Raw genomic sequence first — 20,968 nt, forward strand, 5'->3', positions numbered from 1 at the left:
CATGGCGTCAAGGTCGGCTTGCCGCGAAAAGGCCGCGCCTGTTGGCTTGCAGGAACTCCGCGAACAATCGACTGAGTGGCGGAAGTGTTCGATGCGCCTTCTTGATCAGCGCGACGGGCCGCGCGAAGTTGGTGTCGCTGATCCTGCGGCTTCGCAGCGAAGGTTCGGCAAAGATTTCCCGCGCTGACGTCGGCAGGATGGTGAGGCCGATGCCGGCGCGCACCATGCCGATCGCCGTCATCATATAGGTGGCTTCCGACGCCGTCGCCGGCAGCAGCCCAGCGCGGTTGAAGGCGAGATCGGTGACTGCCCTCACGCTGGTGCCCTGGTCCATCATGACCAGCGGATACTTGGCCAGCACGCGCGCCGTGATGCGACGCTGAGCTCCGATCGGATGAGATTCGGGGTAGACCACGCTCATCTCGTCGCGCGCCGTGAAGAGGGTCTCGATATCGGGGAACGACACGTCGCCGCCCGTCAGACCGAGGTCCACCTCTTCCGAGCGAATAAGCGCCAGCACGCGACTGGCAATGACGTCCTTCAATGCGAAGGAAGCACCGGGATTCTGCCCCCGGAATCCGCCGATCACGTCGGGGAGTATTCCGGCAGCGAAGGACGGCAGGGCCGCCAAGCGGACGACGCCTCGTCGCTCGCTCGCGACATCCCGGGCATCGCTGAGAAGGGATTCGAGATCCTGCAAGGTCCGTTCGAGCGCGGGCAGCAGCTCACGTCCCATGCGGGTCAACGCGACCGAACGCGGGTTGCGATCGAACAGCCGAAGCCCGAGCGATTCCTCCAGCCGCCGGATCTGGACCGAAAGGGTCGGCTGCGACACATGCAGCGCCGACGCCGCCTGGGTGAAGCTGCCCAACTTCGCGACCACGACGAAGGAGCGGAGTTGCCTCACGTTTATATCCATAGAGTTTCTCTATCGCTGCCATTGAATCATTTCAATTGCCTAATGGCACGCGCCGCGTTCAATTTGCGGCAAGTGTTCGGGAGAGATCCCCGAAAAGAACAATCAGGCGGGGAAATGCACAATCTGGCGTTGCTTGGCGTTGCCACCATTGCGGTGCTGCTTCTGGTCATCATGACGAAGCGGATGTCGCCGCTGATCGCCCTCATTCTCATACCGCTGATCGCCTGTCTGATCGGCGGTTTCGGCTGGGATACGAGCAAGTTCATCGTCAGCGGCCTCCAGAGCCTCGCGCCCGTCGTCGGCATGTTCGTGTTCGCGATCCTCTTCTTCGGCGTGGTGACGGATGCGGGCATGCTGGACCCGATCATCGACCGAATCCTGCGCACCGTCGGTACACGGCCTACGCGGATCGTCATGGGCACAACCCTATTGGCTCTGCTCATCCACCTCGACGGATCGGGCGCTGTCACCTTTCTCATCACGATTCCGGCGATGCTTCCCTTGTACGATCGGCTCGGCATCGATCGGCGCATTCTCGCCTGCGCGGCGTCCCTGGCTGCCGGTGTGAATTTCCTGCCCTGGACCGGCCCCATGATACGGGCCGCCGCTTCGCTCAAGCTGCCGATTCCGGAGATATTCAACCCGCTGGTGCCGGTTCAGCTGGCCAGTATCGTCTTCATCTTTGCTGTCTCCTATTGGCTGGGTCGCAGGGAAGAGAAACGGCTCGGCCTGGAAGCCGGGGCTCCGGTCGATGTGGAGGCTCGGCGAACCCTGAGCGAAGCCGAGCTCAAGCTGCGGCGGCCGCGGAACTTCTGGATCAACATCGTTCTGACTGTGATCGTGCTCGGGACGATGGTCGCTCTGGGCGACAGGCTGACGCCTGCCATCGTGTTCATGATCGGCACTTGTCTGGCGCTGCTCATCAACTATCCCAATGTCGACGATCAACGGCAGCGCGTGGACGCGCACGCGAGGGCCGCACTATTGATGGCCTCGATCCTGCTCGCGGCGGGCGTGTTCACCGGCATCATGCAGGGGTCGGGGATGTTGAAGGCGATGGCGCAGGATGCCGTCGGATTCGTGCCGCCGGGCGCGGCGAAATTCATGCCGATCGCGCTTGGTATCGTTGCAATGCCGCTCAGCCTATTGTTCGATCCGGACTCGTTCTATTTCGGCGTTCTTCCGGTCCTGGCCGAAGTTGGGGGACAGCTTGGCGTTCCCAAAGTTCAGCTCGCGCAAGCCGCCTTGCTGGGACAGATGACCACCGGTTTTCCCGTGAGCCCATTGACGCCTGCGACGTTTCTCGTCGTCGGCTTGACTGGCATCGATCTGGCCGATCATCAGAGGTTCACGATACCGTTCCTCTTTGCGGCCTCGGTGGTGATGACTATAGCTTGCGTTTGTCTCGGCATTTTCCCGCTGTAGCGAGGTGACGAATGCGCACGATCAGACTAGGGGCAGGCGCCGGATATTCGGGTGACCGGATCGAACCGGCCGTCGAGCTCGCGGAGAAAGGCAAGCTCGACTATTTGGTGTTCGAATGTCTTGCCGAGCGCACGATCGCGCTTGCGCAGGCCGCCAGGCTGAAGGATCCGAACGCCGGGTTCGATCCGTTGCTGGAAGCGCGGATGAAGGCTGTGCTGCCGGCCTGTCGCGCGAACGGTGTCCGCATCGTCACGAATATGGGAGCCGCCAATCCGGTATCCGCCGCGCGGGCGACGACGGCGATTGCGCAGCAGTTGGGACTTCGTGGACTCAAAATCGCTGCCGTCACCGGCGATGATGTCCTCGGCGATTTGAAAAACTCCGATCGCCACCTCGACATCGGTTGTACCGTCGACGGTCTCGGCAATCGAATAGCTTCCGCCAACGCCTATCTCGGCGGCGCTTCGATCGCTCAAGCCCTGCGCGATGGGGCTGATGTCGTCATCACCGGGCGCGCCGCCGATCCCTCGCTTTTCCTCGGTCCGTTGATCCACGAGTTCGACTGGGCGATGGACGACTGGCCATTGCTGGGAAGAGGCATTCTGGTCGGCCATCTCCTGGAGTGCGCGGGTCAGGTCACCGGCGGATATTTTGCCGATCCCGGATACAAGGACGTCAAAGACCTGGCCCGTCTCGGCTTTCCGATTGGCGAAGTTCGGGAAGACGGGGATTTGATCGTCACCAAGGTGGCGGGTTCCGGGGGGCGGGTCACGGCCGCGACGGTCAAGGAGCAATTGCTCTATGAGATTCACGATCCCGCCCGCTATTTCCAACCGGACGTGGTCGCTGACTTCTCCCGTGTCCAGGTGGAAGAAATTGGCGAGGATCGTGTCCACGTCATCGGCGCGAGCGGCACGCCGAAGACCGGCGAGCTGAAAGTCTCGGTCGGCTACATCGACAGCTATGTTGGCGAAGGCCAGATTTCCTATGCCGGACCGGGCGCCCTTGAGCGTGGACGGCTGGCGATCGAGATCGTTCGGGAACGGCTTGCGCTCTCAGGCGTGGAGACGAGCGAGCTAAGGAGCGATCTCATCGGATCGAACGCGCTCCACGGCGAAAATCTATCGCTGGGACGTCAGCCCTATGAAGTGCGGGTTCGTGTGATTGGACGCACCGAAACGCTGGCCGAAGCCAGACGCATCGGTGAGGAGGTGGAGACCCTCTACACCAATGGTCCGGCCGGAGGGGGCGGAGCCTGGAAGTCGGCCCGCGAGGTCGTCGCTATGGCATCCACTTTGATTCCAGAAGCTGACGTGAGGACGGCCGTCCAATACTTCGAAGCGTGAGCCCAAGCAGAAGATGCCTGGGAACGCGGCACGCCTGCCACAGGGGAGAATGACTCCATGAAACTACGGGACATCGCGCACTCGCGCACAGGAGACAAGGGCAATACGTCAAACGTCTCCCTGATCGCGTACGACCCGAACGATTACGAATTGCTCTGCACGTACGTGACAACCGATCGGGTCAAGCAATTGTTCGATGGCATCGTCAATGGCGAGGTGACGCGATATGAATTGCCCGGCATCGGGGCCCTGAACTTCGTCATGACCGAGGCGCTTGGCGGCGGCGTGACGCGATCCCTGGCCATCGATGCGCATGGAAAGTCGCTCAGTTCGGCGCTGCTGAACATGGACGTTCCCGATGACCTCCGTTCCGGTTCGAACGAGTAGGCCATGATGAAAACCTTCTGCGCCGTTTCTCTCGCCCTGATGTCGATCGGAATGGCTCGCGCGGGCGAGCTTCCGGCTTGGCTGCACGAAGAAAAAGTAACACATTATGACGGCACGTCAGACGACCTTGTCACCGCGGGAATGGGTGCCGAGGCAATGACCGGGGCTGCTCCGCGTTTCGCGGATCCCCTGCATCCAACAGCACAAGAACTGCGCCGCGCTTCGGTATTCTACCGCGCGAGCAAAGGGCAGGGTTATGGCCGGCTGTTCGGCCCCCATGTCGATCAGGAGACGGGTCGATCATTCGACGATGAGGGCAGGATTGCCGGCGACGAAGTTCTTGCCTATGCGGACGATGGGGGCGGCAGTCAGAACGTCGCGATGCTCTTGCAGATTCCGTCAGACCTCTCGACGGAGAGGCGATGCCTCATCGCAATTCCGGTCGCGGGCTCAGCGAGCCTGTTTCGCGACATCGTCGATTTCGGCTATTGGGGGCTGCGTCATCGTTGCGCCGTCGTCTACAACGATAAAGGACATGGCAACGGCTTCCATCTTCTCGAGAACGATACGGTCAATCTGATCGACGGCCCACAAGTGCCGGCACAAGCGGCGGGATCGAAAGCGCACTTCCGCGCCGATCTTGACGAAGCGGCGCGCACCTCGTTCCTCGCTGTATGGCCTCATCGCGTTGCGTTCAAGGCTGCACATTCCAAGCAGAACCCCGAGAAGGATTGGGGCACCGATCTGCTCCGGTCGGTGCAATTCGCATTTGTCGAGTTGGCGAAGCGGGACCCGGGCTTCACCCGTGAAAATACGATCGTTATTGCAACGGGAAGCTCGAACGGCGGCGGGGCCGTCCTCTACGGCGCAGAAAAGGACGCCGCGCACCTGTTTGACGGTGTCGTCGCGCGCGAGCCGCAAGTCCAGCTCAAGCCCGACGACAGGGTGGTCGTGAAGCGCGGGACTGTCGAGCGGCGAGGCACAGGTCGCAGCCTGCTCGATTATTTCAGCTTCGGGAACCTCTATCAGCCATGCGCGGTGCTCGCGGTGACCGATATTCCGTTGCGGGACCGTGTGCCATTCGCGGCGAACCGATGCCAGTCCCTTCACGACAAGGGCTTGCTGACGTCTGCGACCCTGGACGCCCAGGCGCGCGAGGCACTCGATCGCATGCATGCTTACGGTTGGGACGAAGAGACCGACGTCGGTCACGCATTCGGGTATTTCGTCGCGCCGGACGCAACCGCAACCAAGTACGTCAACGATCACGGTCGCTTCGACGTCCGCGACCGTGTTTGCGGTTACAGCTACGCTGCAACGGATGCGGATGGACGGCCGGTTGCGGTTCCTCCCGATCTGGCTGCGGCGATCTTCTCCGTTGCGCCGGGAGGTGCTCCGGCCGGAACCATCGATGTGGTCAACGACAACGATCCGACGGGGGCACGGCGCAGCTGGCTTTCGGTATCGCCCAGCACGGGGCGGCAGGATTTCAATCTGGATGGAGCCGTCTGTATTCGTGAACTCGTGACCGGAAATTCCCCCGGATCGCAGCGCGTGAAGACCGGTATCGACGAATTCTTGGCATCAGGTCAATTGCACGGATTGCCGACGATTATCGTGCATGGCCGCAATGACGACCGTGTTCCCGTCAGCTTCTCGTCGCGCCCGTATCTGGGCTTGAACAATATCGTTGACGGCGAAAGTGCGAAGCTGCGCTATATCGAGGTCACGAATGCGGAGCATTTCGGGACCGATCTGCCAGGCTTCGACACGAGAATGGTTCCGCTCGTCCTCTATCATCTGCGGGCCCTCGACCTGATGTGGGCCCACTTGACCCGAAAGACGCCGTTGCCTCCGAGCCAGGTCGTTCGGACAACGCCACGCGGAGGCGAGCCTGGGAAGGCTCCCATGCTTCAATCCGTGAACGTGCCGTCAATATCGGCTGCCCCGTCCGAGGGCGACAGGATCCTCGTCGATCATGGCCGGGTTCTCGTGCCGGATTGAGTCCGCGCGGGCACCCCTGTTTAAGGCGCCGCCATCCCGCCGCCACCCAACGCCTTCCTGATCATCTCGGCGAGCTGATTGCGGCGGTAGGGCTTTGTCAGCAGCATTCACGCCGTCGTCCAGCTTGCCGCGGTGCTGCTGGCGACGCACTAGGAGATCCGCGGACTGGATCACTATTCAGCATCACCGAACGCAGCCAGCAGCGCCGGTCCAACTTCTGCAGCCATCGGAGCGCTCGATCGCTCCTTTTCCGGGAGCGGAACGAAGCCATTCCGCGAGCCAAGATTCCTGGTCGGAATGTAGACGATACGGTTCGTCTCAAATCTAACGATTACATCTTTTGTTGACCGGACGAATGTCTTCCACGATCCAACTCCCGCGGCCTTGAGGACAGGCTTGAACAGCTTGCTCCAGTCCGCCGGAGCAGGGTGAGGAATCCCTTCTCTCGAAAGCTGCAAAGCTTCCAGTACAGCAGCTCCCACGCCCGACACATCGCTCGCTTCAAGGTCGAAGACAGGTGCGCAAATCACGCCAACGCCGTCCGTGGTGTCCGAGACCGGACAAATGATGACCTTGTTCCGCCTCAGATAAGCAGCAGCCTTCCTCAAGCTCGCCTCCTGCTCGCGACGCGCTAGCCCGCCGCCATTCCCCCGCCGTTCAGCGCCTTCCGGATCATCTCGGCGAGCTGGTTGCGGCGGTACGGCTTTGTCAGCAGCATCACGCCGTCGTCGAGCTTGCCGTGGTGAACGATGGCGTTGTCGGTGTAGCCGGAGGTGTAGAGCACTTTGACTCCCGGCCGGCGCTTGGCGATCTCTTCGGCGAGCTCGCGGCCGCTCATGCCGCCGGGGATGACGACGTCGGTGAAAAGCAGGTCGAAGGCCTGGCCGGCCTCGATCAATTGCAGCGCGGCACGGCTGTCCGCGGCGGCGACCGTCTTGTAGCCGAGGCTCTGGAGCTGGGCGGTGACGAAATTGCGCACCATCGTGTCGTCTTCGACGACAAAGATGGTCTCGGCGCCGCCTTCGGCTTGTTGTGCGATCGAGGTCGCGGCTTCCGTCGTGCCTTCGCCCGGCGGCAGATAGAGCTTGATCGTGGTGCCATGGCCTTGCTCGCTGTAGATCTTGATGTGGCCGCCGGATTGCTTGACGAAGCCGTAGACCATCGAGAGGCCGAGACCGGAGCCCTTGCCGACCTCCTTGGTGGTGAAGAACGGCTCGAACGCCTTGTCCTGCACGCTCTGCGGCATGCCGGTGCCGGTGTCGCTGACGGCGAGCATCACATAGGGGCCGGGCCTGACGTCGGCATTGGCCTGCGCGTAAGCCTCGTCCAGAACGATGCGGTGGGTCTCGAGCAGGAGCTTGCCGCCGTTCGGCATGGCGTCGCGGGCGTTGATCGCCATGTTGAGCACCGCATTGGTGAGCCGCGACGGATCGATGTGCGAGGTCATCGGTCCCTGCTGGAGCACGGTTTCGATCTGGATCTGCTCGCCGAGGGTGGGGCGCAGGAGCTTTGCGATGTCGGTGATGGCGGCGTTGATCTCGACGTCGCGCGGCTGCAGCGGCTGCTTGCGCGCGAACGAGAGAAGGTGCTGGATCAGCTCGGCGCAACGCTCGGCGGCGTCGTCGATCAGGCGCGCCGTGCGCTGCAGCTCCGGCTGACCTTTCAGGCCCGCCACCAGCGTTTCGGTATTGCCCGAGATCACGGTCAGCATGTTGTTGAAGTCGTGCGCGACGCCACCGGTCAGCTTGCCGATGGCATCGAGTTTCTGCGACTGCTGCAGTTGCCGCTCGGTCTCGCGCGACGAGGTCGCGTCGTGATAGACCAGCACGGCACCGGAGATCGTGCCCTGCGCATCCAGCATCGGCCGGCCGCTGATCATGAGATGGCGCGCGGAATCGCCGCTGTGCGGGCGGACGATCATCTCCAGATCTTCGAACTGCTCGCCGCGCAGCACGCGCGCGGAAGGCAGCTCGGTTGGCTTGAGCGGCGTGAGGCCGTCGCCGTGAAAGACGTCGGATATCGCCCGCAGATTGCGCAGATTCATGCCGGCGCGGTGCAGCAGCATCCGCTCCGCGGCCGGATTGGACAGAAGGACGTTGCCCTCGCTGTCGATCACCAGCACCGCCTCCGCCATGCTGTGGAACGTGCTCTGGAGCACGTTGATCGACAGGCGCAGCTCGTCATGCGCGGTAACGAGGTGCTCGGTGCGTTCGGCAACGGCGGCTTCGAGTTGTTGCTTCTCCGCCGTGGTTTCCAGCAGCGTGCTCTTGAGCGCGACCTGGGTGCGCTGGCTCTCGCGCAAGAGCATGCCGACCAGCAGCAGGATCACCAGCGCGCCAATGACGTCGATGCCGAGCAGCACGATTCCGGTCCGGCGCGAGGCCGCTTCGCGGGTGGCGCGCAGCTTCTCTTCGCCCGCGGCCAGCCGATCCAGATGTCCCGTGAGCGTTTCCATCAGGCCGCGTCCCTCGCCGCGGTCTCTCAGCGCGTTGGAGCCCTCGTTGTCGCCATTGATGCGCAGCCGAAGCGATTCGGCTGCGACCTCGATGCGCCGAAGGATGAGAGGCTCCGTAGCCTCCATCAGCGTCACCTGGTCAGCATTGTCGCGGATGGCAAGCTTGAGGTCGCCGAGCGCCGGTGCGATCCGGCTGCGGGCAGCCTGGAATTCGTCGATGAAGCCTGCCGTGCGGTAGATCTCATAGCCGCGTAGCGCGCTTTCCGCGCGGCGAACCAGCAGGTTGATGTCCGAGATCTTCTTCAGCACCTCGACGGCGTGGTTGACCCAGGCCGCGTCTGACCGCGACTTGACGTCGAGCCCGATCGAAGCGGCGGTGATGAGCAGGAGGATGGCTAGTCCAGCACCGAGAATGACGCGCTGCGAGGGGATCAAGGGGCCTCTTTCTGGTCCTTCGGCGGCGCGCTCTCGCCGAGGCATTCCCGGATGGTGGTCAACAGCGTCTCGGGCGTGAACGGCTTGCGCAGGCAGCGCGATGCGCCGAGCTCCAGCGCCATGCGGAGGAAGTCCGGGGAGGGCGAGGCGGATGAGGCGAAAGCGTAGCCCGACATGGCGATCAACGGGATCGCCGGCGCACGCTCGTGAAAGATGCGGATGGATTCGAAGCCGCGCATATGCGGCATGAAGATATCGACCAGCATGACATCAAACGTCTGCGCTTCCAGCGCAGCCAACCCCGTTTCGCCGCCGTCGGTGAGCGTGACGTCGAAGCCCTGGCGCAGGAGGAGGACCTCGATGGTCGCGCCGACCATCGGATCGTCATCGACCACGAGAATACGCGGCATGACCCTTCCTAGTACATCGAAGTCCCCACAGCGATTGGTGATATAGGCGAATCGTGCGCCGGGTCAATTTTGGATTGGACCTATATAGGTATGCACGCCGCAATGCATAGCGCCTCTGCGGGTTCCGCGTGGCAAGTGAATTTCGTCGGATTTCAATGACAGGTTGAGACAAATCCGCGCGATCCATGAAAGCTGCTGCTTGGTTGAAGCGTTCTGGGGGCAGGGGGCGTACGTCACCCGACGGGATGATGACGCGTGCATGCGGGTCGAACTACTGCAGAACCTGATCTGCGGAGGTTCTGCGATGACCCGACTCGCGCTTCATGGGCTGCGTTCGCGACAAGACGTGCAAGACCTGAGCGCGGAGGATCGCAAGACGTATCGACGATGGGCTCGCCGCTCATGCGCGGTCTATGCGATCGTTCTCGCCGTCCTGTTCGCCGGCTTCTGGCTTCACGACCGCACCCTGATGGTCGCTCAATCCGTGTCCGAAACCGGAAACTCGCCGAGAGGCGGCCAACCTAAATGAGCGGCGCCGTTGGTCGGCGCCGCTCATAGATCATGTTCTTCAGACCGTGTTACGGGCAGGGATGCCGCATACCGTCGTTGCCGAGATAGGTACCCGACGCCGGGTCGTACGACCTGAAGCGCTGGGCGCAATAGGCTGACGCGTCACCACCATCGTCGGGAACCACGGCGACGGTCGCGCCGTCGTCATAGTAGCTGTTGTCGTAATAGCCATCGCCGTAATACGGGCCGTCGCCGTAATACGCGTAGGACGAGCCCAGCGCGCCGATCGCCGCGCCGGCCGCGACGCCGGGCCAGAAGCCGCCGTGACGATGCCAGCCGCCGCCGTGCCAGTTGCCTCCGCCGCCATTCCATTGGCCGCCGGCTGCAGCAAAGTTGCGGCCACCGCCGTTGAAGGCGGGCCCGGCGCTCGGGCGCGCAGCCGCGAAATTGCCACCGCCACCACCGATCCGGGGGCCAGCAGCAAAGCCGCCGCCGCCCATACGGGCACCGCCGCCACCGCCGCCTCCTCCAAAATGAGCTCCACCGCCGCCACCACCGAAATGAGCGCCGCCGCCGCCACCGATATGGCCGCCACCACCGCCGCCACCACCGCCGTGGCCCTGGGCAAAGCTCGGGGTCGCCATCGGAAGGACCAGCGCCAGCGCTGCGGCAGCGCTCAAAACTTTCAGGCTTCTCATGATCAAACTCCTTTTCCAGAGAGCAAACCCACCGAAAGGGCCGTTGTTCCTGGGTTCACGCCGGTGTGCGCGTGAAGAGGCAGATTTCCACGCGGTCGCTGTACCGGGCATGAACGGACCGTGCTCGCTTTGCGGCCGAGCCCAGGCCGAGGCACCGCGCTTGGCGTGGGGCACGGCCGCACCGGGCGAACTGGACATTTGGCCGTCCGGATGGCATCAGGACCCACGAAGCAGGGCCCTTGCCGCATGAAACAATTCTTCCTGAAGCTCTTCACCTGGTGGAACGGCCAGACCTTTGGCACCCAACTCTGGACCCGCCGGTTCGGGGAGCTGGTCGGTGAGGACGAGCAGGGCAACCGCTACTACCGCACGGCCGGCGGCAAGATCGATCCGACGCTCGGCTTCGAGCGGCGCTGGGTGATCTATAACGGCTATGCGGAAGCCAGCCGCATCCCGACGGGCTGGCATGGCTGGATGCATCACGTCGTCGACGTGCCGCCGACCGAGGAGAACTATCAGCCGCGCGAATGGCAGAAGCCGCACCAGCCGAATCCGACAGGCACGGCCAAGGCCTACCGTCCGGCTGGCTCGACGCTCGCCAGCGGCAGCAAGCGTCCCAAGGCGACCGGCGACTACCAGCCCTGGACGCCTGGCTAGGCCGACACATTTCCCCTTCATGGTGGATGCACACGCATCCGCCTAACTCCGCTGTGGACAACGGGAACAGCGGGGATGCCGGCTGTCGGGCCGTTGCGCCTGCGCGAGCGATGCGGCTCAATGAACGCATCTTACGGAGATGGGAGACCATCGCGTTCGGTTCGGGCAACAGTTCGCGACTGTCCCGAAATGCAGCGGCCGCCGACCAGGACTCGATCGGGAGATAGGCCCCCGGTCTGGAAGCTCCGAAATCGCCCGATGAGAATGTGCAGCCGCCGTGAGACAGGAAAGGCCGCTCGGGAAACCGGGCGGCCTTTTTCTGTTGTGAGGCGCGTTACATCATGCGCGCCGACGCACGCGCGACTGCTTCGAGGCGGCGGGCCTGCCGTGGCGCGCCGCGCTCTCTGAGCAAGGCGAGCACGTCTGCGGATGCGGTGTCGGGCGAGCCTGAATTGAACGGCGGCGCCGGATTGTATTCCAGCTGAAGCTGGATCGCTTCCGCCGTCGTGCGGTTGCACAGGATCGAGACCAGCGTCAGCGCGAAATCGATCCCCGCGGTGACGCCGCCACCGGTGACGCGGTTGCGGTCGACGCAGACGCGCGTCTTGGTCGGTGTCGCACCGAACTGGCTGAGCATCTCCATCGCACTCCAATGGGTCGCGGCCCGATAGCCCTTCAACAGGCCGGCGGCGCCGAGCGCCAGCGATCCCGTGCAAACCGATGTCACGTACTTTGCGCCCTCGGCCTGCCGGCGCAGGAAGTCGAGCACCTCGTCGTCATTGAGCAGGTCGTCGGTGCCGCCGCCGCCGGGCACGCAGATCACGTCGAGCTGCGGACAATCGGCGAATGTCGTGGTCGGCGTCAGCGTCAGCACGGAATCGCTCGGCACCGGCTCGATCCGTTTCCAGATCAGATGCAGCTTCGCGCCGGGGACGTTGGCAAACACCTGCAACGGCCCGGTAAAATCGAGCTGGGTGACGCGCGGGAACACCAAAAGACCGATCTGGAGCGGTGCCGACATGAAAACCTCCAAGGAAGAGCTTGACGGGCGCAAACTGGCATGATGCCCTCCTGTCCAAAATGGCGTAATTCCCTCACTTTCGGACATGACCATGATCGGCATCCTGATCTTCCCGGATTTCCAGTTGCTCGATGCGGCCGGCCCGATCTCGGTGTTCGAGATCGCGGCACGCGCCAGCGGCAAGCCGCTGGCGCTGCGGGTGCTGGCGGTGACCGCAGGCGCGGTGCGTTCGTCCTCCGGCGTCGAGATGATGGCGCGCGATTTCAAATCGGCGAACGCGATCACGACGCTGGTCGTGGCGGGCGGTGCAGGCGTCTCAGCGGCGGCGCGCTGTGCGGCCACGCTCGCCTTCGTGCAGCGGCTGGCCAAGCGCGGCGTGCGGGTCGCCAGCGTCTGCTCGGGCGCCTATGTGCTGGCGGAGGCCGGCCTGCTCGACGGCCGCCGCGCCACCACGCATTGGGGCCGCACGCGCGATTTCGTCGCGCGGTATCCGCAGGTGAAGTTCGAGCCGGACCAGATTTTCACGCGCGATGGCAATGTCTGGACGTCGGCGGGCATCAGCGCCGGGATCGACCTCGCGCTGGCGATGGTCACCGAGGACCATGGCGAGGAGATCGCGCAGGCGACCGCGCGCCAGCTCGTGCTCTACCATCGCCGCAGCGGCGGCCAGTCGCAGTTCTCATCGCTCTTGGAATTGAAGACCCCGAACGGCCGCTTCGGTGCGCTGCTGTCCTGGGCGCGGGAAAATCTCGACGCGCCGCTGACGGTGGAAAACCTCGCCGATCGCGCCGGGATGAGCGCGCGGCATTTCGCCCGCGCCTTTGCCGCCGAGACCGGTACGACGCCGTCGAAGGCGATCGAGCGGTTACGGATCGAAGTCGCCCGCGAGCGCGTGCAGTCCTCGCGCGAAGCGATCGAGCTCGTGGCAGAAGCGACCGGCTTCGGCGATCCCGAGCGCATGCGGCGCGCCTTCATCCGGGCTTTTGGCCAGCCGCCACAGGCGCTGCGGCGCGCGGCGCGGGCGGGTTAGGTGGAGCTCTTTGCGGCCGCTGCTGCGGTCGTATCCGCCCGCGCCGTCAATCGCCGCGCGATCGGCGTCAGAATGTACGGCGCAAGATGGATCGGAAACTGCGTCATCGCGAAATAGAGCCAGGTCGTGGCCGGCAGCGCGCCGGCGGTCGCGGCCAGCATCAGGCCGAGATTGCGTTGTGACACCATCAGCCCGAGCGCCAGCGCGCGCTCATAGCCGATGCGGCGGAAGAGCAGCGTCGTGACCGCGAGCAGCGTGAAATAGACCGCAAAGGCGAGAGCCGCGATGCCGATCGTGAACAGGGGATCGGCGATGAAGTCGTGCGCGACGTCGCCCATGATCGCGGATGCGAAGATGAAGAGGATGACGATGTTGAAGCCGTCGATCGGCTGCTTGTGGCGCAGGATCGCATCCGCGCCGAAAATCCAGCGGATCGTGGTCGCGGCGAACAGCGATATCGCGAGGATGCCGAGCAGTTTCAGGCCGAGCGTGAGCGGCGAGATACTCAGCATGCCGCCGAGAAACAGGCTGGTGAACAGCGACGCCGTAAAGGGCACGATCGCGGTTGCGGCCACCATCGTGACCAGCACCAGCGTCGCATCGAGGCCCATCAGCGCGGCCAGCGCCGGTGCGGCCATCATCGGCGAGGCCATGCTCTGGAGCATCAGCGCGAGAGCTAAGCCGGGCGCACGGTCGGTGAGCCCGGTCGCGTGCGCGATCAGTCCGACGATCAGCGGCACGCCGATCGTGGTCCAGGCGGTGGTCGTCGCCACCAGCGCCGGCCGGCGCAGATGTCCGTACAGCGCCGCCAGATCCACCCGCATGAAGGAGATGCAGAGCAGAACAAGGATCGCCTCGGTCACGTAGGGCCGCAGCAGCGCGCCGAGCGGCGGCACGGCGGCGGCGATGAACACGACGGCGGCCACAGCGCGCGTACCCTGGCTGCCAAGCCAAGTCAGGCCGCGCAGCGGAAGCGCGCATAGAAGAGCAGGGTGCATTTTTGGAGCGTCCGGAATAGCAACTCGAGGGCGAGGCTGGCTACTTGCCTTCAAATGGATTTACGACGCGGACTCCCGCGGGCTCAAAGTCCGACACATTGCGCGTCACGACTGTAAGCCCGTGTTCGAGGGCCGTGGCGGCGATCATGAGGTTGGCGCTGTCATTGCCGAGCGCGGCACTGAGAATCCCCCAGCGACGCGCGGTCTGGAGATCAAATGGCAAGACCTGTGTGCCGTAGAGTGCGAGAACGCGATCCAGCCAGGCGGTGAGCGCATCTGCAAAGCTAGAATCCGCCACGCGTTGACGTGCGATTCCGCGCTCGATTTCGCCGATGCTGACGACGCTGAGGAAAAGATCAGCCGTCCTCTGCCGCTCCATCCAGGCTACCACCGACGGGTTGCGTCTGGTCCGACGCAGTTCGGACAACGTGACGGTGTCGAGTAGAAACATCAGAGGCCGACGTCACGATCCGCAACGCGCGCGCGTGGAAATTCCTCGTCGTCTTGCGGCATTTCGAGAAGCAGATCGGTAAGAGAGGGCGCCCGAGCGCGTTGCAGTTCCTGCAGGCGTTCGAACTCTGCGGCATTCAAGATGACCACAGCCGGTTTGCCATGCCGCGTTACTGTCTGCGGCGCGCGTTGCGCCGCATTAACCACCTCGCTGAAGCGGTTTTTTGCGTCCTGCACCGACCAGACTCGCTTGGACATGCTAAATCTTTCTAGCCAGAAATTCTGGCTAGAATATGCGCTCCCTGGTGGCCCTCGTCAAGGAGGAGGCCAACCGCTCGCGGCGTTCTCAGCCCAGATCTTTCAGCCATGCGCCGATCTCGCTCACTGCGACATTGGCCTGTTGCAGCAATTTGCCCATGGTGAGGAAGCCGTGGAATTGTCCCGGGAAGTGTTTGTATGTGACGGGCACGCCGGCCTGTTTCAGGCGCGCGGCGTATTCGTCGCCCTCGTCGCGCAAGGGATCGGCGCCGGCCGTGAGCACGTAGGCTGGCGGCAGGCCGGCAAGGCTTTCGGCGCGCGCGGGCGAGGCGCGCCAGTCGTGGATGTCGCCGGCACCGTTGAGGTAATGATCGCGGAACCAGCGGATTACCGAATGCGTCAGCAGTACGCTGGTCTCGGGCTCGCTGTGCGAGCCATGCGTCATGGCGAAATCAACGGCGGGATAGATCAGCACCTGGCCGGTGAGTTTCGGGCCGTTGCCGTCGCGCGCGGCGAGGGCGACGACGGCGGTGAGGTTACCGCCTGCGCTGTCGCCGCCGATCGAGAGGCGCGATGCGTCGATGCCGAGCTCGCGCGCATGCGCGGCGATCCATTTGGTCGCCGCGATCGCATCGTCGATGGCGGCAGGAAATTTGTGCTCGGGCGCGAGGCGGTAATCGACCGCGATCACGATCAGGGCGCCGGCATCAGCGAGTTGCCGGCAGACCACGTCGTGGCTGTCGAGATCGCCGATCACCCAGCCGCCGCCATGGAAGAACACCAGCGCGGGCGCCAGCCCGTCCTTGAGGCGCGGCTCTTTCGGCACATAGATGCGCGCGGGGATCGTCCCGTGCTGCGCCGGGATCGACAGCGATCCAACGCGCGCAAGTTCCGGCGGCTCGGGGTTGGTCGCAAAGCGGGCTTGAGCGTAATAGGCGCGCGCCTCAGTCGCTGTCAGCGTCTCGTAGGCGGGACGGCCGGCCTCCTGAAAAGCCTTGTAGACGGCGGTAGCATTGGGATCGAGCACGACGGGCATGGGGGGAGCGACCTCCGGGGTTTTTGGTTATGGTTAGGCGTCGTTCTCGGGGGGCAAAGCCCGCCTCGGCCCCGGGGAGGAGCCTCCGGATTATCCCATCGGTGGACCGGGATGGCCAGCCGGCGCCGGGCAGGGCAGGGATGCCGCCCTTTCCGCCCGTCAAGAGTAAAAGACCAATAATTTCAATCGCTAGGGCTTTCAACTTACCAGTTGTGACTAACCATTTCTCGGGAACGGCGCGGAACCCGCACCCGTGATAAACCCGGGGGGTAGCTGAGTCGCGTTGCAGCCTGCCCACTGGGCGAGGCGCTCGGGGGCCTCCCTCAAGGGCAGGGCAATCATGCGGTTGGTCTATTTGGACGAAGCGGGTGTATCAAATCCCGCACAAGAGCCTGTCCTAGTCGTGGCCGGGGTCATTGTGGACCCTGACCGGCAGTGGAAGGAATTGGAAGCGTACTTTCGGGAGATGGCACTTGCCCTGTTCCCCGACGACGACCTGTACCGATTTGTTTTCCACGCCAAAGATATCTTTCACGGCAACGGACCGTTCGACCGAGCACGTTGGACGCGCAAGGAAAGAATGAGAGTTCTAACTCAGCTCGCCCAAGTCCCGCGCCTATTCGACTTGCCTATCGTCGTGGGCGAACTGGATCGCATCAAAACACAACAGGAACTCGAAAGGGTGAGCCCCGGCATCCCCACAAAAAGCGCGCACAATTTCATTCACACCCACGCATTCATCAACGCGATTCAGTGCGTCCAGTTTTGGATGGAGCGCAACGCACCTGCCGAAAACGCAATGCTAATTGCGGAAGATACTCCCGTGCTCAAAAAAACACTTCGCAACGTGCATGAGGGCTACACCGATCCGACGCTCGAAACTGAAAGCGCATTTAAAGCGCCGAATATCATCGATGCTGTGCATTTCGCACAGAAGGATGAATCATTGTTGCTACAGATCGCAGATCACTGCGCGTTTATCATCAAGCGAAAACTGATGGGAAAAACTGATGTTGATGAATGCTACGGTGCAATAAAGCCTTACATCCAGCGCTCGTTTAAGCCTGTTAAAGGGTTCGTCTACAGAGTTCATGTAAGCGAAGTTGAGTTAGTGACCGACGAAGAAGACGATCAAGCTGGTGCTGACGCCTCTCGAACGAAGGTACGTCGAATTGGCTAGCTCTGCTCGTTGAACGTACGGCAATCATTCGCAGGGGCGACGCAATGACAATGATTTCGAGGCGATCGATCATCATCGGTAGTGCGTCCGCTGGACTTTTGCCGAAATTCGCCCGTAGCGACGACAATCCGCCCACACCTCCGGCACCGCCAGCCGCTGAAGCACCCAAACCGAAACAGCTTTCAGCCGCTCAACAACTCGAACACACGGCAGTTCTGCTCAGAACAAAGGACGCTCAGGGGCGCGAATACAGCGGTACGGGATTCTTCTTCAACTTCTTCAGGAACGGCGATCAAGGCGTCACGGGTATAGTGACCAACCGTCACGTTGTCGCCGGAATGACAAAGATCGCGATGAAATGGACGCGCAGAACGCCTGCGAACGAACCCGATTTTGGAAAAGTCGTTGATGTAACTATCGATGTCTTGTCTGACCCAAGGATCATTCTACATCCGGACCCAGAAATTGATTTGGCGGTGATCCTCGTCTCCGAACTAATAAACAAATATCAAAGCGAATCGAAGCCGATCTACGCGGTAGGCGCAGATGAAGCCTTAATTGCATCAAGCGCCGATCTAAGAAAGTTTCAACCTCTAGAGGATGTTTTGATTGTTGGATTTCCGGATGGGATTTCCGATACGGCGAACAACATCCCGATTTTCCGACGTGGTGTAACCGCCACTCCGGTTTACATGAAATTCAACGGCAAAAAGCAATTCATGATTGACGCCGCCATCTATCACGGGTCCAGCGGCTCGCCTGTCTTTTTGTACAACGTTGGCGCTTGGATCAATGAGGATGGTCAACCGCAACTTGGATATCGCGTCGGCTTGTTAGGAGTTGTTTGGGGCGTTTTCGAAACATCCACCGAAGGAGAACTCCGGGTTATCCCGGCTCCTACACAACTTACAACCAAAGTGTACTCCAATATCCCTCATAATCTCGGCGCTTGCGTCCCAAGCTATTGCATCCTCGACTTTGAACCCGAAATGGTGCGCCTCGGTTACAAACCGCCAGAGGGATATAAGATGCGCGCTCAGCCGTGATCGGTCGCTATGGGCTTTGGCTAGCTATTTGGTGAGCGAAAGTTTTTCGCAACAGCCACCGCAAATTATTTCAATCGCTTGCACAGCGAACGCGGCGGATGATGTTTCCGCTTCGCCTGTCCGGATGGTTGCGCTGGCCTCTGCCAGGTTGCAACAGCGTCGCTGCCGGGCGCGTACCAGCCGCTCTACATTTTTGGCAGCGAAGCCGTTCGGCGAGATCATGGACGAAAGTGGTCGGCACATGCGGCAGCGCAGCGAGATCGACGCTTCGGGGTGTCTTGCACCGAGAGCATTGGATTTCCCGCTGTCTTGGCCCGGTCGGGGGCGAAATGGGCGAGGCCGACGCGCCAGCTTTCTCACCGTGTTAGCGTGCTGGGTCGATCGAGGGCAAGCCACGAAGGCGTTGCTTTTTTTGTTCGAACACCGCCTCACTTCCCGAACCGTGTCGCCGCAAGCGGTGAGTACAGGTTCGAGTTCGCGTTCATCCGCTCGCAGTCGCGCGACGCGTTCCAGAACGTTTCCACGCAGGGCTTCGTAGTGCCGGCGGCCTGCCTCCAAGTGATCGTGAGCGTACTCGGATCAGTGAAAACCCACCTGCCGGTGTTGTGTGGCTTGGCCGGGGGGCCGGGCGAGGACGGCGCCGTCTTACTCGACATCGCGATATTGCCGTTGCCGAGGTAATAGTACCATGTGCTGCCGTCCCACACGCGCCACCAGCCCGTCGGCCATCCATCTTTTTTTGTCACTCCGTCTGATGCGAGAACGACTTCTTTCTGGTATCGAGCCCACTGGTTGAGCTGCGGGTCGCGCACCAGCATTCCACCCACGACGCCGCCTCCACCGGTGCGATAAATATTGAACCTGTTCACCGGCATGGTTTGATAGGGTCCAACGGCGGGATCATGGTGGTACAAGTCTAGCCCGAGGACGCCAACGACCAGCGATACGTGTAGACCTCCGCCCCAGCTGACCATGATTGGCCCGAGCGCGGTCAGCGCTAGGTCGATATCGTTCGCTGTGGACGTCGGAACGTCCTTGTGAAGAAAGCTTAAACCCTCGTTTCTCATAAATTTGTTATACGCGTCCCCTCCCAGTCGTTGATGAGTGCCGTCCTCGTTCTCAAGTTCCGGCAACTGCTGCGGAGTGGCATATCCGCCTCCGTAGTATAAGCGCAGCATGCGTGCACATGCCCACCAGCAACCTGTGGGATCATAGGCTTGGCTTACAAAAGGCACGGGCCGCGGCAAGGGCATGATCGACCTCTCACTTTTTCAATGCGCACCATATGCAGTTAGAGCAAGCGTGCCAACGGCTCGCCACCGCCATCGCTGCGGCGCGGTATCGACACGACAGACGGTCAATCGCTTTGGTGAGCGGTGCTATTCCACGTATGGTTTCAATCGAACTAGCGGAGCATGGGGCCGCTTTAGCGTATTCCCGGCACGACGCGGCAGTTGGCTCAACCCGTGGGCTCAGCGTAGTACGTACTCGGGTCAAATCTGAACTTGGCATCGATCATTTCGAGATAGGCAGGCGCAATTTCTTTGCCGATCGCGCCCAATCCCTCGACCATCCAGCGGAAATGATCATCGAGTAACTTCCAATTCTTGTCCCACGTCTCGTTTTTCGGTGTGTCTTTGCGGCGCATGAACGGGACGAGCCGGTGGATCATCCAGTTCGTTTCCGTCGCGCGGTTCACAAACATGAGGTCGCTGTTCTTATTCGGGCCGGATACCAAGCTCACATCCAGCTTGTGCTCCAGGAGCAGCTTATGAGATTCGCCAAACAGCGTAAAAAGGCCCCTGTGAGCCTCCGTATTGAACATCCCGTCCACCTTGACCAGAAGTTTGACTGTCTCGTCTTTTAGGCCGGATTTTGATCCGATGATCTTTTCACGGACTTGATTCTCAATCGTTCGCCGGTTCTTGATCGCCGTCTTATTGTCCTCGTCCGTCCAAGGCTTATCATCCGGCAAACCCTTCCACCCGAACAGAGTCGCGAAATCTGCCATATTGTTCGCAGCGGCACAGAGGATGAACGTCTGATCTTTGATGCTGCGCTGAATGATATAGCCCTGCAACGGGTAGGCGTTGCTGGCGCAAACATCCGAAGCGCGCACGCTCCGAAAAATAGTTAGATACATCAGCACGCACGTCGCGTAATTCGCCTCCGCCTGCGGCCAACCGTTCTCGTTATTCAGCTTGATTTGCTCCAACAGCGTCTGGCCAAAAAAATCCAGAAAACAGTCCGTCAGGATACGAGAGCCATGATAGGTGCTGTTGAATACCGCTCCGATCTCTTGTTCTTTATCGACAACCGGCGCGAAATACTTGCCGCCGTAAACGCCTTCGTGGCCAAACGCCTCGAACAGCATCGTCTGGCGACGCTTTATTTCCTCGACCTTGACGGCGTCCGCCTTGGCTACTTCTCCCATTCTTAGCCCGTCCCGCTTCAATGCCCATTCAGGTGGCATATTATAGTAGTCCCATGTTTGAATGTAAGGATAAGGCGTAGAGTACATGGCTGTTTTTTCGTTGTGCGGCGAGGTGCCAGCGAAGCTACATCGCCCCGATGGTTAGTCAGTGTGGTGAGGGTGCTAAATTCGTAAGCCATGACAATGCTTCGGGAGGAGGGCGCGTCCGCCAATCCACCGAGACATTCCCCGGACGCCTTGTGTACATCCGACAAGGCGTCCGGGGCCTG

General features: G+C 61.9%; 20 protein-coding genes. 8 read left to right on the top strand and 12 right to left on the bottom strand.

Annotated features, from left to right (window positions below):
• Nucleotides 1-7 precede the first annotated feature (7 nt).
• Nucleotides 8-907, bottom strand: a complete 900-nt coding sequence (locus V1280_RS04465; protein ID WP_334519519.1) for a LysR family transcriptional regulator — start codon at nucleotides 905-907, stop codon at nucleotides 8-10.
• A gap of 126 nt (nucleotides 908-1,033) precedes the next feature.
• Between V1280_RS04465 and V1280_RS04470 the strand changes: the two genes are divergently transcribed.
• The 4 genes from V1280_RS04470 to V1280_RS04485 are packed head-to-tail and all read left to right on the top strand — an operon-like array spanning nucleotide 1,034 to nucleotide 6,081.
• Nucleotides 1,034-2,344, top strand: a complete 1,311-nt coding sequence (locus V1280_RS04470) for a CitMHS family transporter (RefSeq protein ID WP_334519522.1) — start codon at nucleotides 1,034-1,036, stop codon at nucleotides 2,342-2,344.
• Nucleotides 2,345-2,355: 11 nt separating this feature from the next.
• Complete coding sequence (locus V1280_RS04475) at nucleotides 2,356-3,690, top strand: acyclic terpene utilization AtuA family protein (protein WP_334519525.1); 1,335 nt, start codon at nucleotides 2,356-2,358, stop codon at nucleotides 3,688-3,690.
• A gap of 57 nt (nucleotides 3,691-3,747) precedes the next feature.
• A complete protein-coding gene (locus tag V1280_RS04480) occupies nucleotides 3,748-4,077 on the top strand; it encodes an AtuA-related protein (RefSeq protein ID WP_334519529.1) in 330 nt (109 codons plus the stop codon).
• Between the two features lie 3 nt (nucleotides 4,078-4,080).
• A complete protein-coding gene (locus tag V1280_RS04485; protein WP_334519532.1) occupies nucleotides 4,081-6,081 on the top strand; it encodes a 3-hydroxybutyrate oligomer hydrolase family protein in 2,001 nt (666 codons plus the stop codon).
• Between the two features lie 173 nt (nucleotides 6,082-6,254).
• On the opposite strand, the gene V1280_RS04490 is transcribed toward V1280_RS04485, so the two are convergent.
• From V1280_RS04490 to V1280_RS04505, 4 genes are all read right to left on the bottom strand, one after another.
• The gene (locus V1280_RS04490; protein ID WP_334519535.1) at nucleotides 6,255-6,689 is read right to left on the bottom strand and encodes a hypothetical protein; all 435 of its coding nucleotides are present in this window, start codon (nucleotides 6,687-6,689) and stop codon (nucleotides 6,255-6,257) included.
• A gap of 23 nt (nucleotides 6,690-6,712) precedes the next feature.
• Nucleotides 6,713-8,971 (bottom strand): CHASE3 domain-containing protein, encoded by a 2,259-nt coding sequence (locus tag V1280_RS04495; protein WP_334519538.1) that lies wholly within the window; start codon nucleotides 8,969-8,971, stop codon nucleotides 6,713-6,715.
• Nucleotides 8,968-9,381 (bottom strand): response regulator, encoded by a 414-nt coding sequence (locus V1280_RS04500; protein ID WP_027530880.1) that lies wholly within the window; start codon nucleotides 9,379-9,381, stop codon nucleotides 8,968-8,970. Before V1280_RS04500 ends, V1280_RS04495 begins: the two co-directional genes overlap by 4 nt.
• A gap of 578 nt (nucleotides 9,382-9,959) precedes the next feature.
• Nucleotides 9,960-10,589 carry a BA14K family protein gene (locus tag V1280_RS04505; RefSeq protein ID WP_334519544.1) on the bottom strand — a complete coding sequence of 210 codons (630 nt, stop codon included), beginning with the start codon at nucleotides 10,587-10,589 and terminating at the stop codon, nucleotides 9,960-9,962.
• 246 nt (nucleotides 10,590-10,835) lie between these two features.
• On the opposite strand from V1280_RS04505, the gene V1280_RS04510 reads away from it, so the two are divergent.
• Nucleotides 10,836-11,246, top strand: a complete 411-nt coding sequence (locus V1280_RS04510; RefSeq protein ID WP_334519547.1) for an NADH:ubiquinone oxidoreductase subunit NDUFA12 — start codon at nucleotides 10,836-10,838, stop codon at nucleotides 11,244-11,246.
• Nucleotides 11,247-11,580: 334 nt separating this feature from the next.
• On the opposite strand, the gene V1280_RS04515 is transcribed toward V1280_RS04510, so the two are convergent.
• Nucleotides 11,581-12,267, bottom strand: coding sequence for a DJ-1/PfpI family protein (locus V1280_RS04515; protein WP_334519550.1), 687 nt, complete (start codon nucleotides 12,265-12,267; stop codon nucleotides 11,581-11,583).
• A gap of 91 nt (nucleotides 12,268-12,358) precedes the next feature.
• On the opposite strand from V1280_RS04515, the gene V1280_RS04520 reads away from it, so the two are divergent.
• Complete coding sequence (locus V1280_RS04520) at nucleotides 12,359-13,297, top strand: GlxA family transcriptional regulator (protein WP_334519553.1); 939 nt, start codon at nucleotides 12,359-12,361, stop codon at nucleotides 13,295-13,297.
• Here V1280_RS04520 and V1280_RS04525 read toward each other — a convergent pair.
• The 4 genes from V1280_RS04525 to V1280_RS04540 form a co-directional block, all read right to left on the bottom strand.
• Nucleotides 13,294-14,295 (bottom strand): Na+-dependent transporter, encoded by a 1,002-nt coding sequence (locus V1280_RS04525; RefSeq protein ID WP_334519556.1) that lies wholly within the window; start codon nucleotides 14,293-14,295, stop codon nucleotides 13,294-13,296. The two genes, V1280_RS04520 and V1280_RS04525, sit on opposite strands and share 4 nt — an antisense overlap.
• A gap of 40 nt (nucleotides 14,296-14,335) precedes the next feature.
• On the bottom strand, nucleotides 14,336-14,746 hold the full coding sequence (locus tag V1280_RS04530; protein ID WP_334519558.1) for a type II toxin-antitoxin system VapC family toxin: 411 nt from the start codon (nucleotides 14,744-14,746) through the stop codon (nucleotides 14,336-14,338).
• Nucleotides 14,746-15,003, bottom strand: coding sequence for a type II toxin-antitoxin system Phd/YefM family antitoxin (locus V1280_RS04535; RefSeq protein WP_334519560.1), 258 nt, complete (start codon nucleotides 15,001-15,003; stop codon nucleotides 14,746-14,748). The genes V1280_RS04530 and V1280_RS04535 overlap by 1 nt, the downstream gene beginning before the upstream one ends.
• 88 nt (nucleotides 15,004-15,091) lie before the next feature.
• On the bottom strand, nucleotides 15,092-16,039 hold the full coding sequence (locus V1280_RS04540; RefSeq protein WP_334519562.1) for an alpha/beta hydrolase: 948 nt from the start codon (nucleotides 16,037-16,039) through the stop codon (nucleotides 15,092-15,094).
• Between the two features lie 340 nt (nucleotides 16,040-16,379).
• Here V1280_RS04540 and V1280_RS04545 point away from each other — a divergent pair, with 340 nt between their 5' ends.
• Complete coding sequence (locus tag V1280_RS04545) at nucleotides 16,380-17,219, top strand: DUF3800 domain-containing protein (protein ID WP_334519565.1); 840 nt, start codon at nucleotides 16,380-16,382, stop codon at nucleotides 17,217-17,219.
• A gap of 44 nt (nucleotides 17,220-17,263) precedes the next feature.
• The gene (locus V1280_RS04550) at nucleotides 17,264-18,265 is read left to right on the top strand and encodes a S1 family peptidase (RefSeq protein WP_334519568.1); all 1,002 of its coding nucleotides are present in this window, start codon (nucleotides 17,264-17,266) and stop codon (nucleotides 18,263-18,265) included.
• A gap of 428 nt (nucleotides 18,266-18,693) precedes the next feature.
• Here the strand turns inward: V1280_RS04550 and V1280_RS04560 are convergent, their stop codons facing one another.
• Entirely contained in the window at nucleotides 18,694-19,518 is an 825-nt protein-coding gene (locus V1280_RS04560; RefSeq protein WP_334519571.1) for a papain-like cysteine protease family protein, read from the bottom strand.
• 206 nt (nucleotides 19,519-19,724) lie between these two features.
• A complete protein-coding gene (locus tag V1280_RS04565; protein WP_334519574.1) occupies nucleotides 19,725-20,699 on the bottom strand; it encodes a hypothetical protein in 975 nt (324 codons plus the stop codon).
• Nucleotides 20,700-20,968 lie beyond the last annotated feature (269 nt).

Origin of the sequence: Bradyrhizobium sp. AZCC 2230 (assembly GCF_036924495.1) — a bacterium.
Lineage (GTDB): Bacteria > Pseudomonadota > Alphaproteobacteria > Rhizobiales > Xanthobacteraceae > Bradyrhizobium > Bradyrhizobium rifense.